The sequence below is a fragment of the Rhodoferax sp. ZS1R8 genome (assembly GCF_056521325.1).
On sequence record NZ_JBWMBA010000002.1, the window covers coordinates 389,459 to 406,651 of the forward strand.

The window sequence follows — 17,193 nt, forward strand, 5'->3', positions numbered from 1 at the left end:
TAACGGTAAAGCGTTGGAGTAGCTGTATTTGCCGCAAATCCGAAAACAAGGAGACAAAAACATGTCAGGAATCCTCGACAAGGAACGGATCATTGCCGGACCTGGTTTCAATCGGTGGTTGGTTCCACCGGCTGCGCTGGCCATCCACCTGTGCATCGGCATGGCCTACGGCTTCTCGGTGTTCTGGTTGCCACTGTCCAAGGCGCTAGGCCTCAAGGAAGCGATCAAATGCGGTCCCGATGTGGGCTTCTTTGCGCAGCTCTTCACCACCAGTTGTGATTGGCAAATCTCCACGCTCGGCTGGATGTACACCATGTTCTTTGTGATTTTGGGTTCCAGCGCTGCCGTGTGGGGCGGTTGGCTGGAGCGTGTGGGTCCGCGCAAGGCAGGTGTGGTCTCTGCCGTCTGTTGGTGCGGCGGCATGCTGATCTCGGCGCTAGGCATCTATTTGCACCAGTTTTGGATGATGATCCTTGGCTCTGGCGTCATCGGGGGTATTGGTTTGGGACTGGGCTATATATCGCCGGTGTCCACGCTGATCAAATGGTTCCCGGACCGCCGGGGTATGGCCACCGGCATGGCGATCATGGGTTTTGGTGGCGGTGCGATGATCGGCTCGCCGTTGGCAGCTGACCTGATGAAGTACTTTGCCAGTCCCACCAGTGTGGGCGTGATGCAGACGTTTGTTGTCATGGCTTTGATCTACTTTGTTTTCATGATGGCAGGTGCCTTTGGCTACCGCGTGCCCGAGACCGGCTGGAAGCCCGCTGGCTGGACACCGCCACCCGCCCAGGTGAACAATGCCATGATCACGCAAAAGCATGTGCATGTGAAAAAGGTCTGGGGCATCCCCCAGTTCTGGCTGATCTGGATGGTGCTGTGCATGAACGTGAGTGCAGGTATCGGCGTGATCGGCATGTCCTCGCCCATGTTGCAAGAGGTTTTCGGTGGCAGTTTGATCGGCGTTCAGGCCAAGTTTGGTGCGCTCGACAAAACCCAGTTGGCTGCGATTGCCACCGTGGCCGCCGGCTTCACCGCACTGCTGAGCCTGTTCAACATCGGTGGTAGATTCTTTTGGGCCAGCCTGTCCGACAAGCTGGGCCGCAAGATCACCTACATCGTGTTCTTTGTGCTGGGTGGCCTGATGTACTTCAGCGTACCCGGCAGCGCTGCAGGTGGCAGCATCGTGCTGTTTGTTGGCGCATTCTGTGTGATCTTGAGCATGTACGGTGGCGGCTTTGCCACGGTGCCGGCCTACCTGGCCGACATTTTTGGCACGCAGATGGTGGGCGCCATCCACGGCCGCCTGTTGACCGCCTGGGCTACGGCTGGTGTGTTGGGTCCTGTGGTTGTGAACTACATGCGTGAATACCAGCTGGGCCTGGGCATCCCGCGTGAGCAGGTTTACAACCAGACCATGTACATCCTCGTTGGTATGTTGGTGATTGGCCTGGTCTGCAACCTGCTGGTGCGTCCATTGGACAGCAAGTGGTTTATGACGGATGCCGAACTGGCAGCAGAGAAAAAGCTGGCGCATGAACGCGCTGCGGCAACGGAAGTCGGCGTCAGCACTGGCGGCGCAGATGCGATACCTGCCTGGATGGTAGCCTTTGCCTGGCTGGCCGTTGGCCTGCCACTGGCATGGGGCGTGTACCGCACGCTGCAAAGCGTCGCCAAATTCTTTGCTTAAATCATTAGATTCCACAGGAACGCCATGACTGCACCCGTTCTCGCACCGCATATTCCCGTCGTGGCTCTGGCCACGGTGGACGATATGCGCGACCGCATCCGCCGCAAAAGCAAGCTCAAAGGACGGCAGGCCGATGATGACGCGCTGGCCGAGGTAAAGGCTTTGCTGGGCACGGGCCCGCACCGGCGTGACTTGTTGATCGAACACTTGCACAAACTCAACGACGCCCACCGCTGCCTGCACGACAGGCACCTGGTGGCCCTTGCCAAGGAGATGAACATCCCCATGGCCGAGGTCTACGAGGTCGCAACCTTTTACCACCACTTTGAAGTGTTGAAGGGTGATGCGATACCCGCGCAGTTGACGGTGCGGGTATGCGATGGTTTGAGTTGCGAGATGGCTGGAGCGCAGGACTTGCTAGCGCGCCTGCCGGCTTTGTTGGGCACGGAGGATGTGCGTGTCATACCCGCGCCCTGTTTGGGCCGCTGCGAGCAGGCACCCGTCGCGGTAGTGCACCAGAACCCGGTGCCAATGGCCACCGCAGAAACCGTAGTGTCATTGGTAAAATCAGCTGTAGCCCTCCACCCTGCTGCACATGCAGCTACACATTTTGTAGCGCATGAATGGTCGGAGAAACCGGTGTCACCACCGGCGCATGCCGTGCAGGTTGCACCTGATTACGCCGGTTACGACACCTACCGTGCCCATGGTGGCTATTCTTTGGCTGCGGCCCTGGTCAATGGCGAACACGATGCGGAGAGCGTTGTCAAAGCGATGGAGAACTCGGGCCTGCGTGGTTTGGGCGGTGCGGGTTTCCCGGCGGGGCGCAAGTGGCGCATCGTGCGCGACCAGCCGGCCCCCAAGCTGATGGCGGTGAATATTGATGAAGGCGAACCCGGCACCTTCAAGGACCGCACCTACCTGGAGCGCGACCCGCACCGCTTTTTGGAGGGCCTGCTGATTGCCGCCCAGGTGGTGGGCATCGAGGCCTGCTACATCTACCTGCGCGACGAATACCACGGCTGCCGCGCCATTCTGGAGGCCGAGCTGGCCCTGTTGCGGGCCAACCCGCCATGCCCGTTGCCAACCATCGAATTGCGCCGTGGCGCAGGGGCCTACATCTGCGGTGAAGAGTCCGCAATGATCGAGAGTATCGAAGGCAAGCGCGGCGAGCCGCGCATGCGCCCGCCCTACATCGCCCAGGTCGGCCTGTTTGGCCGCCCCACGCTGGAACACAACTTTGAAACCCTGTACTGGGTGCGTGACATTGTGGAAAAAGGCCCGGACTGGTTCAGCGGCTTTGGACGCAACGGGCGCAAGGGCCTGCGCAGCTTCAGTGTCAGCGGTCGCGTCAAGTTCCCTGGCGTCAAGCTGGCACCTGCGGGTATCACCGCACAAGAGCTTATCGACGAATACTGCGGCGGCATGCAAGACGGCCACACGCTGTACGCCTACCTGCCCGGTGGTGCATCGGGCGGTATTTTCCCGGCCAGCCATGCCAATGTGCCGCTGGACTTTGACACACTGCAACCGCACGGCGGCTTCATCGGCTCGGCTGCCGTCATTGTGCTGGGCCAGCATGACAAGGCCCGCGATGCGGCGCTGAACATGATGCGTTTCTTTGCCCATGAGAGTTGCGGCCAGTGCACACCTTGCCGCGTGGGTACGGCCAAGGCCGCCAAACTGATGAAAGCCCCGGTGTGGGACAACACCACACTGGAAGACCTGAATGTGGTGATGACCGATGCATCCATTTGCGGCCTGGGCCAGGCCGCGCCCAACCCGGTGCGTTGCGTGCAGAAATACTTTCCGCAGGAGATTGGTATGAGCGGCGACGGGCCGCCCCTAGGCGCGAAGGCCCCCATGGGGGGCAGCGCAGTACACGGAGTGACAAGCGTGGGGGCTACATCCATATGAACGCACCTGCAAAACACGTTGAAGTGACGCCTCAAATAATCACTTTCCTTCTCGACGGGAAGCCGGTCGAAGCCTTCGACGGCGAGTCCATTTTGAAAGCCGCAGAGCGCAGCGGCGTCTGCATCCCCCACCTTTGCTACAAGGACGGCCTGCGCGCCGACGGCAACTGCCGTGCCTGCGTGGTCGAGATCAAGGGTGAGCGCACGCTGGCCCCTAGCTGCTGCCGCAACGTCACCGCAGGCATGGAAGTCCAAGCCACCAGCGAGCGCGCCGTCAAGAGCCAGAAGATGGTGCTGGAGATGCTGCTCTCCGACATGCCCGACACCGGCTACAAATGGAATGAGAAAGACGAATCGCAGCAGCACGGCGAGCTGAGCGACTGGGCCGCGCGCTTGGATGTGCAGGTGCGCCCCGAACTCAAGGCCCTGCGCCGCGAACAGCCCAAGGCCGATGTGTCCCACCCCGCGATGGCCGTGAATCTGGATGCCTGCATCCAATGCAACCGCTGCGTACGCGCCTGCCGCGAAGAGCAGGTCAACGACGTGATTGGCTACGCACTGCGCGGCAGCCACAGCGAGATCGTGTTTGACCTGAACGACCCCATGGGTGACAGTACCTGCGTGGCCTGCGGTGAATGTGTGCAAGCCTGTCCTACCGGCGCGCTGATGCCCAAAACGCAGGTCGGCTCGCAAATCGTCGACAAAAAAGTGGACTCGGTCTGCCCGTTCTGCGGTGTGGGTTGCCTGTTGACCTACAACGTCAAAGACAACGTCATCGTCAGTGTCGACGGCCGCGATGGCCCGGCCAACCACAACCGCCTGTGTGTGAAAGGGCGCTTTGGATTTGACTATGCGGCCAGCCCGCAGCGCCTGACCGTGCCGCTGATCCGCAAGGCCGGTGTGCCCAAAGACCCCGAGGCACTGAACCACCTGAACCGCAATACGTCGGATTGGTCCGATGTGTTCCGCGAAGCAACCTGGGAAGAGGCTCTGGCCTTCTCGGCCGGAGGCTTGCAAAACCTGCGCGACACCTACGGCAAGAAGGCGCTGGCCGGCTTTGGCTCGGCCAAGGGCAGCAACGAAGAGGCTTACCTGTTCCAGAAACTGGTGCGTACCGGCTTTGGCAGCAACAACGTGGACCATTGCACCCGCCTGTGCCATGCGTCCAGCGTCGCGGCCTTGCTGGAAGGCGTGGGCTCTGGCGCGGTCAGCAACCAGGTTAACGACGTGGAGCATTCGGACCTGATCTTTGTGATCGGCTCCAATCCCACGTCCAACCACCCGGTGGCCGCTACGTGGATGAAGAACGCTGCCAAAAAGGGCGCCAAAATTGTGCTGGCCGACCCGCGCATCACCGATATTGGCAAACACGCCTGGCGCACGCTGCAGTTCAAGGCCGACACCGATGTGGCCATGCTTAACGCCATGATCCACACCGTGATTGAAGAGGGCCTGACCGACCAGGACTTCATCGCAAAACGCGCCAGCAATTTCGAGGCGCTGCGCGAGAACGTCAAGGGCTACAGCCCCGAGGCCATGGAGCCCATTTGCGGCATTCCCGCACAGACCATCCGCGAGGTCGCACGGGAGTTTGCCAAGGCGAAGGGCGCGATGATTTTGTGGGGTATGGGCATCAGCCAGCATGTGCATGGCACGGACAACGCACGCTGCCTGATTGCCCTGGTGACGGTGACCGGCCAGATCGGCAAGCCCGGCTCTGGCCTGCACCCGCTGCGCGGCCAGAACAACGTGCAGGGTGCGAGTGATGCGGGCCTCATCCCGATGATGTACCCCAACTACCAGCGCGTGACCGACAAGGCTGCACACGATTGGTTTGAGGATTTTTGGGGCATGAAGCTGGACAACCAGCCGGGCTACACGGTTGTGGAAATCATGCACAAGGCGCTGGTGGATGACAGCGATCCGCACAAGGTGCATGGCATGTACATCATGGGTGAGAACCCTGCGATGAGCGACCCCGACCTGAACCATGCGCGACACGCGCTGGCATCGCTGAAGCACCTGGTGGTGCAAGACATTTTCATGACGGAGACCGCCTGGCTGGCAGATGTGGTGCTGCCCGCCACCGCCTGGCCCGAGAAGGACGGCACCGTTAGCAACACCGACCGCATGGTGCAGTTGGGTAAAAAAGCGATTGAGCCGCCGGGCCAAGCCAAACCGGATCTGTGGATCATTCAGCAGATCGCAGAACGTTTGAGCCCCCATACGCCGTCGCTGAACACGCCGTTGCCTGATGGCGTGCGTCCCTGGGCCTATGGCTACCAGGGCGAAAGCGATGGCGTGGCTGAAGTCTATGAAGAGATGCGCCAGGCCATGCACACCGCCATCTCCGGCATCACCTGGGAGCGCCTGCAGCGCGAGTCCAGCGTAACTTACCCGTGCCTGAGCGCGGATGATCCCGGCGCGCCCACGGTGTTCATCGACAGCTTTGCCACCGAAGACGGCCGCGTGCATTTGGTGCCCGCCGACATCATCCCGGCGAACGAGCGGCCCGACGCTGCGTTTCCGTTCGTGCTGATCACCGGCCGCCAGCTGGAGCATTGGCACACCGGCAGCATGACGCGCCGCGCCACGGTGTTGGACGCGCTGGAGCCTCTAGCTACCGCCTCCCTGTGCGGTGACGATCTGCAAGCCCTGGGCCTGCAACCGGGCGATGTGATTACGGTGGAATCGCGCCGCGGGCGCGTGGCTATTCACGTGCGTCGGGACGACGGCACGCCCAAGGGGGCGGTGTTCATTCCCTTTGCCTATTACGAGGCGGCCGCCAACCTGATGACCAATGCCGCGCTGGACCCGTTTGGCAAGATCCCCGAGTTCAAGTACTGCGCTGTGGCCATACGCCGAGGCGGTGTACCTTCCGCCGTGAGTGGCTATGGTGCGAACCCGGCACCCGCACCGGCACCAACGCAGTAAGCTGTAGCCACCATGTCTCACACCTTGCCCTTGCTCACCCAAGCCCGTGCGCCACTGACGCACCGCATTGAGGTGACCAACGAGCACGGCGAGCGCCAGGACTTGGACATCCCGGCCGAGCGGCCCTTGACCGTCTATGTGGACAAGCGCGAGCTGGTCACGCTGATGACGCTGGGCGAGCGGCCGGAGTGGCTGGTGCTGGGCTACCTGCTGAACCAGCGCCTGGTGCCGGATGCCAGCGCTATTGCGTCGATCACCGTGGATTGGGAGGTGGGCGCAGCCGCGGTGAAGACCCGGACCGGCATTGTCGATATCGCAAAAAAAACGGCCAAGCGCGTGGTTACCACTGGCTGCGGCCAGGGGAGTCTGTTTGGTGAGGTGATGGAGCACATTGAAGGTGTGCAACTGCCTGCCACCACGGTGACCCGCTCGCAGATTTACGCCATCGTCAACACCATCCGCCTGCAGGACAGTACCTACAAGTCGGCGGGTTCGGTACACGGTTGTGCGTTGTTTCGCGGCGAGGAGCGGCTGCTGTTTGTCGAAGATGTGGGACGTCACAACGCCATTGACGCCATCGCCGGGTGGATGGCGCTGCAGGCCCTGGGGCCAACGCCCTTGGTTACAGAAGGCCTGGTGTTCTATACAACTGGCCGCCTGACGAGTGAAATGGTCATGAAGGCCGCGCAGATGGGCATCGCGGTCGTCATCTCGCGCAGCGGCATGACGCAGATGGGCCATGCCGTGGCGCAGAGTTTGGGCCTGTGTGCCATTGGCCGTGCGCTTAATAAACGCTTTTTGTGTTTCAGCGCGCCGCAGCGCCTGCAACTGGATACCGTCGCCATCGCCGAAACCGTTGAGGCACCCGTTTGAGTTCTCTGGGGGACAGCGCACAGGCCGCCTGGCAGTTGGTGGTGGCCGCAGACCCCATGCTGCTATCCATCGTCACGCGCTCGCTGACGCTCAGCGCCAGCGCCACCGCCATCGCGTTTGTGATCGGAAGCGTGCTGGGCTCTTGGCTGGCCGTCAGCCGCTTTGCCGGGCGCACCGTGCTGCTGGCCGTGCTCAATACATTGTTGTCGTTGCCTTCTGTGGTGGTGGGGCTGGTGGTCTACCTGCTGCTGTCTCGCTCCGGCCCGCTGGGCTACCTGGGCTGGTTGTATTCGTTCAAGGCCATGTTGCTGGCGCAGACCGTGCTGGTGCTGCCCATTGTGGTGGCCCTCGTGCGCCAGGTGGTGGAAGACGCGCACACCGCGCACGGCGAACAGCTGCGCTCACTGGGTGCCGGGCCACGCCTGACCGGTGTGCTGCTGGCTTGGGATGAACGCAGTGCCCTGCTGACCGTGGCGCTGGCAGCGTTTGGCCGCGCCATTGCGGAGGTGGGCGCAGTCATGCTGGTGGGCGGCAATATCGATGGCTTCACCCGCGTCATGACAACGGCCATCGCGCTGGAAACCAGCAAGGGCGATTTGCCGCTGGCCATGGGCCTGGGGCTGGTGCTGCTGGCTGTGGTGCTGGCGCTGCAAATGCTGATTGCCGGCTTGCGGGTCTGGATGGGTTCCGCCCATGCCGTGCCGGTGGCGGCCCGTTCGCAAGGGGCGTCTTAACATGGCGATGCTCTACCAACTCGATGGCGTGCAGGTGGTGCTGGCCTCCACGCGGGGCGCACCGGCGGCGTTGGACGGCGTGTCGCTGCGCATTGACACGGGTGAGCGCGTGGCACTGGTGGGTGTCAATGGCAGCGGCAAATCCACCTTGCTGCGCGTGCTGCACGGCTTGTTGGTGCCGAGCGCTGGCACGGCACAACGCCAGACGGGTTTGAAACAGGCCATGCTGTTCCAGCGGCCCGTCTTGCTGCGCTTGTCAGTGCAGAACAACCTGGCCCTGGCGCTGTGGCTGCGCGGCAGCGATTGGCAAGCGGCCCGCCAAGCGGCACTGGAGGCCTTGGCCCATGCAGGCCTGCACAGCGTAGCGGCGCGCAGTGGCCGCCAGCTGTCGGTGGGGCAAACCCAGCGTGTGGCGTTGGCGCGCGCGCTGGCGCTGGAGCCCGAGGTGCTGTTGCTGGACGAGCCTACCGCCAGCCTGGACCCGCATTCCAAGCGCCTGGTGGAGGCCACGGTTCAGGCCTATGGCGGCACCACTGTGTTTGCCAGCCACAACCTGGGTCAGGTCAAGCGCCTGGCCACAAGGGTCTTGTACCTGGAGCAGGGGCGTGTGCTGGCTGATCTGCCGGTGGCAGAATTTTTTGACCAGGACCGCTTGCAGGCCCATTCGGCCGCAGCAGCCCATTTTGTAAAAGGAGAAGCTATTTCATGAGAGTCTTTAAAGCAAGTTGGCCGCAAGCCCTCGTGCAGAGCGCGTGGGCAGCTATTATTTTCGTAGCGGTCGGCATGGCGTCCGGTATCGCGTCCGCCCAGTCACTGGTCATGGCATCCACCACGTCCACCGAGCAGTCGGGCCTGTTTGCGCATCTGCTGCCAGCCTTCAAGGCAGCCACGGGTCTGGACGTGAAGGTGGTGGCCGTGGGCACCGGCCAGGCCATCGACATGGGCCGCCGCGGCGATGCGGATGTGCTGTTTGTGCACGATCAGGCGGCCGAGGAAAAGCTGGTGCAAGAGGGGTTTGCCACCAAGCGCCTGCCGGTCATGTACAACGATTTCGTACTGGTGGGGCCCACCAACGACCCGGCCCGCGTGCGCGGCAAGGACATCGTGTCGGCCTTCCAAAAGGCGGCGGCGGGGCCAGCGGGCTTTGTCTCGCGCGGTGACCGCAGCGGCACCCACGCCGCCGAACTGCGCTACTGGAAGCTCGCAGGCATCGACGCGCCCAAGTTCGCCACATTCAAAGAGTACAAAGAGTGCGGCTGCGGCATGGGCCCGGCGCTCAACATGGCGGCCTCCACCGGCGCCTATGTGCTGACCGACCGCGGCACCTGGCTTAACTTCCGCAACCGCGCCGACTTGGCCGTGCTGGTGGAGGGCGACAAGCAGCTGTTCAACCAGTACGGTGTGCTGCCGGTCAACCCGGCCAAACACCCGCACGTCAATGCCGCCGGTGCGGCCAAGTTTGTGGAGTGGGTCACGTCCAGCGCAGGGCAGGGTGTGATCGCCAGCTACAAAATGGGCGGCGAGCAGTTATTCTTCCCCAATGCCAATCCCTGAAACTTCGACAACCTTTGCCCTTGCGCTGAGTGACATCACCGCACTGGTGTTGGCCGGCGGGCGCGGGCTGCGCATGGGCGGCGTGGACAAGGGCCTGCAGCCCTTCCGCGGCCAACCCATGGCCCAGCATGCGCTGCAGCGCCTGGCTGCCCAGCAGGGCGGACCACTGCATAGTGTGCTGATCAACGCCAACCGCAACCTCGACGATTACCTGGCCTTGGGCGAGTCCGCCTGGGGCACTGGCCGGGTCCGCGTGTTTGCCGACCGCGTGCAGGATTTCTCCGGCCCGCTGGCCGGTTTTCAGGCCGGGCTGGACCTGTGCACCAGCCCGCTGCTGCTGACCGTGCCCTGCGACAGCCCGCTGTTCCCACTGGACCTGGCCCAGCGCCTGCTGGCCGCGCTGAATGCTGCCCAGGCCGACATCGCCGTGGTGCAGGCACCTGAGGCCGGACGTGACGGCCAAGTCAGCCTGCGCAGCCAGCCGGTTTTTTGTTTGATGAAGGCGTGCCTGCTGGGCAGCCTGACCGAATTTCTGGACGGCGGTGGCCGCAAGGTCGACGCCTGGACCGTGCAGCACCGTGTGATCCAAGTGCCCTTTAATCTGACGGGCGACGACCCGCACGCGTTTGCCAACGCCAACACGCTGGACGAGTTGCGTCTGCTGGAAAACATATGACGACTTCTCTGGACGACATTGCCCGCTCCCTGCAGGGCTACGATCCGCAGGCCCTGAGGATGGACGACGCCAACGCATTCATCGACAAGCTGGTGGCGCCGGTGCAGGGCGTGGAAACATTGCCGCTTCGCCAATGTACGGGCCGTGTGCTGGCGCAGGATGTGGTGTCGCCCATCTCGGTGCCCGCCCACGACAACTCGGCAATGGACGGATTTGCCTTCAGCGGCGTGCTTCTGCAGCCTGGCCAGCCGCTGGCCCTGCGCACTGTCGGCACCGCATTGGCCGGCAAGGCCTGGGTGGGCACGGTGGCCGCGGGCGAATGTCTGAAGGTGATGACCGGTGCCATCCTGCCGGGTGGCCTGGATACCGTGGTGCCGCAGGAGTTCACACGCCAAGAGGGTGACGTGGTGCACATTCCCGCCGACATTTTGAGACCGGGTGACAACCGCCGCCTGCGTGGTGAAGACCTGCAGCAGGGTGGCGTAGCGCTACCAAAAGGAGAGCTGCTCACGCCCGCTGCGCTTGGGCTGGCAGCAAGTTTGGGTCTGCAAACTTTGCCGATTACACGGCGCCCGCGCGTGGCCTATTTGTCCACCGGTGACGAGGTGCAGTCGGTGGGCGAGCCGCTGCGCGAGGGGGCAGTGTTCGACAGCAACCGCTACACCGTCACCAGCCTGCTCGACCGCCTGGGTTGCGAGGTCATCGAGCTGGGCGTGGTGCGCGACGAGCCGGCCGCGCTGGAGGCCGCGTTTCGCAGCGCCGCCGCGCAGGCCGATGTGATTTTGAGCAGCGGTGGTGTCAGCGTCGGCGAGGCCGATTTCACCAAGGGCATGATGGCCAAGCTGGGCGACGTGGCCTTCTGGCGCATCGCCATGCGCCCCGGCAGGCCCTTTGCCGTGGGCCGCATTGGCAACACCGTGCTGTTTGGCATGCCGGGCAACCCGGTTGCGGTGATGGTCACGTTCTTGACGCTGATACGGCCGGCGCTGTTGCAGATGATGGGTGCGCGGCCCCAGCCCTTGCCGCTGCTGCAAGCCCATAGCGAACAGCCTTTGCGCAAGAAAGCCGGCCGCACCGAATACCAGCGCGGCATCGTCAGCACAGCGCCGGATGGCCGTCTGCAGGTGCGCACCACTGGCAACCAGGGCTCGGGCGTGCTCAGCTCCATGGTGCAGGCCAACGGCCTGATCGTCTTGCACCACGCCCAAGGCCACGTGGCTGCGGGCGACCTAGTGGATGTGATGATGTTCCAGGGAGTGATCTGAAGGCCCCCACGCTTGTGGCTTTGCCGCGTTCGTCGAGGCGACCATCTGATGAGTCTTTTCTGGCCTTTCAATCCACGCCCATCATCACTGAGGGGCGAACCCGCCCTGTCACAAGCTGCAATAAGGCTTTCGTCTGGTTTCAATCCACGCCCATCATCACTGACGGGCGAACCTACCATTTCGATAGCAACTTCCCGGTGATATTTTTTGTTTCAATCCACGCCCATCATCACTGACGGGCGAACCGTCCTGAACGCTGCGTTTCGACTCTATGCGCTCAAGTTTCAATCCACGCCCATCATCACTGACGGGCGAACCGATACCAGTTAACGGTCGCAGGCGTTAGAAACCAGTTTCAATCCACGCCCATCATCACTGACGGGCGAACCGCGTCGGGTCGCGTGCTCGGTGTCATGACTAATGGTTTCAATCCACGCCCATCATCACTGACGGGCGAACCGATGCGTCTCTGATTGTTGCGGGCCTGTAGTCATGTTTCAATCCACGCCCATCATCACTGACGGGCGAACCGGCGTATGCGTATGCCTCGTCGCGCTTTGAGGTGTTTCAATCCACGCCCATCATCACTGACGGGCGAACCCTTGGGCAAGACTTGACGCAGAGCTAGCTAGAAAACGTTTCAATCCACGCCCATCATCACTGACGGGCGAACCATCGCGCCGCCGTTTTCCTTGTCCTTAGCTACCATGTTTCAATCCACGCCCATCATCACTGACGGGCGAACCGCGCTGCTGGGCGGCGTCATGCTTGCGCACAGCCAGTTTCAATCCACGCCCATCATCACTGACGGGCGAACCCGCGTTTGACTGCGGCAACGTCCTGCCCGACGTTGTTTCAATCCACGCCCATCATCACTGACGGGCGAACCCCTAAGCCTTCGGGCTTTCCAGTTAACCAAAGGAGTTTCAATCCACGCCCATCATCACTGACGGGCGAACCGCCCTAGGGACAACCAAGCAAGCAGTGGGACACTGGTTTCAATCCACGCCCATCATCACTGACGGGCGAACCTCGGCCAGATATTCGACACCTTGGCCGCACAGATGTTTCAATCCACGCCCATCATCACTGACGGGCGAACCTCCACTTAAAGGAATATCCAATGTCAGTAAATCTGTTTCAATCCACGCCCATCATCACTGACGGGCGAACCTTATCCATCCGCGTGGCGTTGCCGGTGAATGTAGAGTTTCAATCCACGCCCATCATCACTGACGGGCGAACCAGAAGCCCACAGCCGCGCCGGAAGATATCGCGCCTGTTTCAATCCACGCCCATCATCACTGACGGGCGAACCGCCCTCGCGGTGGAGATATGCAAGCGTCTAGCTGTTTCAATCCACGCCCATCATCACTGACGGGCGAACCAGCTGAAACCCGCGTATTACGAACTTGCTGTGAAGTTTCAATCCACGCCCATCATCACTGACGGGCGAACCGGTGTGCCCGCCAAAGTGATTGTGTACCCGAACGGGTTGCAATCCACGCCCATCATCACTGACGGGCGAACCAGCATTTTCAGGTGCATCAAGTAGCCATAAGCAAGTTTCAATCCACGCCCATCATCACTGACGGGCGAACCTGCTTGGCGACTGGGGTATGCGCGGAGTTACTTTTGTTTCAATCCACGCCCATCATCACTGACGGGCGAACCAGCCGTCCCGTATGCACAACGTCGCAATTTGCAATGTTTCAATCCACGCCCATCATCACTGACGGGCGAACCAGCGTCCGCTCTAGGCTCGTCTTGACCTTGCGCAGTTTCAATCCACGCCCATCATCACTGACGGGCGAACCTTGTGCAGCCCGCAGACGCTGTGATTCTTGCGGTGTTTCAATCCACGCCCATCATCACTGACGGGCGAACCACTGCAAGAACTTGCAGCCCGGTTCGAGCAGCTTGTTTCAATCCACGCCCATCATCACTGACGGGCGAACCCCCATGTGCCGGCGTACTTGCCCGCCCCCAAGGGGTTTCAATCCACGCCCATCATCACTGACGGGCGAACCGCGACTACGACACGCTCATTGGCGGGGTTGACGCGTTTCAATCCACGCCCATCATCACTGACGGGCGAACCCGGAGCGATTCGAGGCAGCGGCTGCGCTAAAGAAGGTTTCAATCCACGCCCATCATCACTGACGGGCGAACCTTGCGGTTTCCGTCTTTGTCCGGCACAGCCTGCTTGTTTCAATCCACGCCCATCATCACTGACGGGCGAACCGCGTGGCCTTGAATGCGTCAACGTGGCCCGAAGCCATGTTTCAATCCACGCCCATCATCACTGACGGGCGAACCCGGTAATGGTTACTGCTGGGTCATTGTTCTGGATCAACGTTTCAATCCACGCCCATCATCACTGACGGGCGAACCGCAAATACATGTTGTCCAACTGAGCACGCAAGATGGTTTCAATCCACGCCCATCATCACTGACGGGCGAACCGGCGCTGGACGATGAAGCCGTCGCATTGCGCATTGTTTCAATCCACGCCCATCATCACTGACGGGCGAACCACCCGGCTCTTGATGCGGGCGAACGAGATTTAGCAGTTTCAATCCACGCCCATCATCACTGACGGGCGAACCCTCATAGTCCTGGCTACTCGGTGACCAACGAATGTTTCAATCCACGCCCATCATCACTGACGGGCGAACCGTCATGCTGTGGATTGGCCGCGATGACTGGCCTGTTTCAATCCACGCCCATCATCACTGACGGGCGAACCTTGCAGGTCAGGCCAACCATGCGGGCGGTCAGGGTGGTTTCAATCCACGCCCATCATCACTGACGGGCGAACCTTTCCTGCCTGGAATGGACGCCTTTGATCAGGCAGTTTCAATCCACGCCCATCATCACTGACGGGCGAACCCTCAGCGCGCTATGAACGCTGCTGGCCGCTCGGATGTTTCAATCCACGCCCATCATCACTGACGGGCGAACCCTCAGGCTTGCAGTGAAGCAGTACATATTCAGAGGTTTCAATCCACGCCCATCATCACTGACGGGCGAACCAGTACATCTACGCATGGGCTACGCAGAACGACGTGTTTCAATCCACGCCCATCATCACTGACGGGCGAACCTGCCGCCGCTTGGTTAACGTCTAGCGGTGACGTGGTTTCAATCCACGCCCATCATCACTGACGGGCGAACCACCGAATCTAGTGCCGTTGTGTGGCACCGACTATGTTTCAATCCACGCCCATCATCACCGACGGGCGAACCTGGGCGTGATCATCGCCAAGCAAGTTCCCTATGTGTTTCAATCCACGCCCATCATCACTGACGGGCGAACCCCTTCGCGGCCAAGGTATTCTTCTGTAACGGTTTTTCAGCGCTTTTGCGCGAACCGATCCTCAATCGCACAAAGCGGCCGAAGAATAAGCAAGACGCAGGCAAAAAAATCATTGAAATCAAAGGCTTTGATGGAGCGCGAACCTCGCGGTGAAATAGCCATCACTTGAGGTTCGCGCTGACAACCTTACCACGGGAAGTGCTCCCATGCGAGAAAAACAAGGCTGATCAGAGCACTAACGGCCCATCAAAATCCAATGCTGTAAAAGTTCCGTGTTCCAACACCTCATAACCGCGTGTTTGCGGGATGCGGTACAGGCGAAGGCAGTCCATCTTTGGATCAATTTCGGCCAGCAGTTCACGCTCCAGCGCTTCAAATTTGGCGATATCCAGTTGGCATTCAAACACCGACTTTTGCACCCGCTGGCCAATGCCTTCGCAGACCTTTGCCACACGGCGTAAGCGCCGGCGCCCGGCCTTGGTTTCGGTGCTGACGTCATAACAAACAAGCACAAGCATGGTCTGCCTTTACTTTGCTACGAAGGGCACATAGGGCGCGCCGTCTTCCCGTATGGCGCGCGCCAACAAGCGGGCTTGCACCAGTGGTACCAGCCCCAACGGTAAGGACTGCGCCAGCAGTGGGTGGTTGATCTCGTCCTTCTTGCGCTCTTGGTAGGCCACCACCACCGCTTTGCGGGCATCAGGCTCCAGGGATACGCCACCACCTTCGCGCAACACAAAGTCATCCGCGCTCAACTGGCCTCGGTTGATGAGAGTCAGGGCCAGCCGGTCTGCCCAAGGGCGAAACTCTTCCATCAAGTCCAGCGCCAGAGCTGCGCGCCCCGGGCGCAGGGCGTGCAAAAACCCCACTTGCGGGTCCAGCCCGGCTGCTTCGAGCGCGCTACGGCAATCGTTCATCCACATGGCGTACAAGAAAGACAACATGGCGTTGAAGCGGTCACGCGGCGGGCGGCGCGTGCGCCCGTCCATGGTGAAGGCGGCACGCTGGTCAGGGCGAACCAGCAGATTCAACCCACCGAAATACAGGCGGGCGGCGGCGCCTTCCACACCGCGTAGGCTGTCCAGGTCTGCCACCTCGGGCAACGTACGCAGGGCAGCGGCCAAGTCATCGGCAACACGCGTTAGCGCTTTGGCTTCGTCTTCCACCTTGGCCTCGCGGGCGCCGCGTTGCAAAACTTGCCGGGTGTTTTTGATTTTTCCCGCCACACAGGCCCGGGCCATATCGAGTGTGAAAGCGGGGTTGGCCACTCGCTGGAACTGCGCTTGCCGAAGCAGCACATTGCCAGTGACAGCACCTTCCAACCGGGCCTTGAAGCGCCCGTTGTCATCCAACAGCACCAACGCAATGCCGCTGTCCGCCAGCCGGTGCATCAGGGGGGCTGACAGCCCGGTATGCCCAAAACACACCACGGCAGTCAGGTGGTGCAAAGGCACGCGCAGCTTGGTTTCCCGCTCCACCTCCACCCGCAGCGTGTCGTTATCCAGGCGCAAATAGGCTTCTGGTGTGGTGACGTAGAGGGTGTTCAGGAGTTGCATGGAAGAGTGGCCTCACGGTCAGAACTATCAAGCTTTATGCGTCTGGATCAAACAGGGCTGCACGTGCGGCGGCCAAGCCCGCGTGCGTGGCTTGGGGCTGGCACCGTTCCAACAGCGAGCAAGCCTTGCAACGCCTGGCCGCCTGCTCGGCTTCCAACGGCGGGGGCAATTTGCCACTGGCCAACATGTGGCGTATGGCATCGGCTGCCCTTGCTACGCCAGCACGCAGTTGATCGGTGATGACCAGCACCCGGCGGCGCTTGGAAGTGGCGTAGTACAGAGCGCCCTCAACGACGGGCTTGCCGGTCATGGCTTGCAGGCACATACCTTGGGCGGCCAACTGAATGTCGTCACAGGCGGCAATGTCTGGCGCCTTGTTGCGGCTGCCGTGTTTGTATTCCACGGGGTAGGGCACACCACCCGCTAAAAACTCCACAACGTCGGATTTGCCCACCAAGCCCAGTTCGTCATGCCACAGGGGCAGGGCGCGCTCCACACGCACGCCTCTGGCGGTTTCGACACCAGGCTGGTCTACCTTGGCATGCACCGCCTGCCCGCGCAACGTGTGCACGTTGTCGTCAAACGCCTGCTCCAGGTGGATCAGGCCACACTGGCGCGGACAGTACTGCCAGTGTTGCAGGGCGGACAGGGGTACTTGTTCTGGTGCAGTCACAGC

12 protein-coding genes and 1 CRISPR repeat array are annotated in these 17,193 nt (G+C 61.5%); of the genes, 9 read left to right on the forward strand and 3 right to left on the reverse strand.

Annotation, left to right across the window (positions count from 1 at the left end; genetic code table 11):
- Positions 1-61 precede the first annotated feature (61 nt).
- Genes AC097P_RS07885 through moeA form a run of 9 tightly spaced genes read left to right on the forward strand, consistent with a single transcriptional unit; the run spans position 62 to position 11,642 of the window.
- Positions 62-1,690: an OFA family MFS transporter gene (locus AC097P_RS07885; RefSeq protein ID WP_479609841.1), complete on the forward strand. Its 1,629-nt coding sequence runs from the start codon at positions 62-64 to the stop codon at positions 1,688-1,690.
- 24 nt (positions 1,691-1,714) lie between these two features.
- Positions 1,715-3,607, forward strand: a complete 1,893-nt coding sequence (locus tag AC097P_RS07890) for an NADH-ubiquinone oxidoreductase-F iron-sulfur binding region domain-containing protein (RefSeq protein ID WP_479609842.1) — start codon at positions 1,715-1,717, stop codon at positions 3,605-3,607.
- Positions 3,604-6,540 (forward strand): formate dehydrogenase subunit alpha, encoded by a 2,937-nt coding sequence (gene fdhF / locus AC097P_RS07895; protein ID WP_479609843.1) that lies wholly within the window; start codon positions 3,604-3,606, stop codon positions 6,538-6,540. Before AC097P_RS07890 ends, fdhF begins: the two co-directional genes overlap by 4 nt.
- Before the next feature lie 12 nt (positions 6,541-6,552).
- Complete coding sequence (locus tag AC097P_RS07900; RefSeq protein WP_479609844.1) at positions 6,553-7,413, forward strand: formate dehydrogenase accessory sulfurtransferase FdhD; 861 nt, start codon at positions 6,553-6,555, stop codon at positions 7,411-7,413.
- Positions 7,410-8,147 carry an ABC transporter permease gene (locus AC097P_RS07905; protein WP_479609845.1) on the forward strand — a complete coding sequence of 246 codons (738 nt, stop codon included), beginning with the start codon at positions 7,410-7,412 and terminating at the stop codon, positions 8,145-8,147. Before AC097P_RS07900 ends, AC097P_RS07905 begins: the two co-directional genes overlap by 4 nt.
- Position 8,148: 1 nt before the next feature.
- On the forward strand, positions 8,149-8,856 hold the full coding sequence (locus tag AC097P_RS07910; protein WP_479609846.1) for an ATP-binding cassette domain-containing protein: 708 nt from the start codon (positions 8,149-8,151) through the stop codon (positions 8,854-8,856).
- Complete coding sequence (locus tag AC097P_RS07915) at positions 8,853-9,701, forward strand: ABC transporter substrate-binding protein (RefSeq protein ID WP_479609847.1); 849 nt, start codon at positions 8,853-8,855, stop codon at positions 9,699-9,701. The genes AC097P_RS07910 and AC097P_RS07915 overlap by 4 nt, the downstream gene beginning before the upstream one ends.
- Complete coding sequence (gene mobA / locus AC097P_RS07920; RefSeq protein ID WP_479609848.1) at positions 9,688-10,377, forward strand: molybdenum cofactor guanylyltransferase MobA; 690 nt, start codon at positions 9,688-9,690, stop codon at positions 10,375-10,377. The genes AC097P_RS07915 and mobA overlap by 14 nt, the downstream gene beginning before the upstream one ends.
- Positions 10,374-11,642 carry a molybdopterin molybdotransferase MoeA gene (gene moeA / locus AC097P_RS07925; RefSeq protein WP_479609849.1) on the forward strand — a complete coding sequence of 423 codons (1,269 nt, stop codon included), beginning with the start codon at positions 10,374-10,376 and terminating at the stop codon, positions 11,640-11,642. The genes mobA and moeA overlap by 4 nt, the downstream gene beginning before the upstream one ends.
- A 64-nt stretch (positions 11,643-11,706) precedes the next feature.
- A CRISPR array of direct repeats spans positions 11,707-14,962; the repeat unit is 37 nt; unit sequence GTTTCAATCCACGCCCATCATCACTGACGGGCGAACC.
- 226 nt (positions 14,963-15,188) lie between these two features.
- Here the strand turns inward: moeA and cas2 are convergent.
- From cas2 to cas4, 3 genes are read right to left on the reverse strand one after another with little or no spacing between them, the layout of a single operon-like run.
- Positions 15,189-15,479, reverse strand: coding sequence for a CRISPR-associated endonuclease Cas2 (gene cas2, locus AC097P_RS07930; protein ID WP_479609850.1), 291 nt, complete (start codon positions 15,477-15,479; stop codon positions 15,189-15,191).
- A 9-nt stretch (positions 15,480-15,488) separates the two neighbouring features.
- Entirely contained in the window at positions 15,489-16,517 is a 1,029-nt protein-coding gene (cas1c, locus tag AC097P_RS07935) for a type I-C CRISPR-associated endonuclease Cas1c (RefSeq protein ID WP_479609851.1), read from the reverse strand.
- A gap of 34 nt (positions 16,518-16,551) precedes the next feature.
- Positions 16,552-17,190, reverse strand: coding sequence for a CRISPR-associated protein Cas4 (gene cas4, locus AC097P_RS07940; protein ID WP_479609852.1), 639 nt, complete (start codon positions 17,188-17,190; stop codon positions 16,552-16,554).
- Positions 17,191-17,193 lie beyond the last annotated feature (3 nt).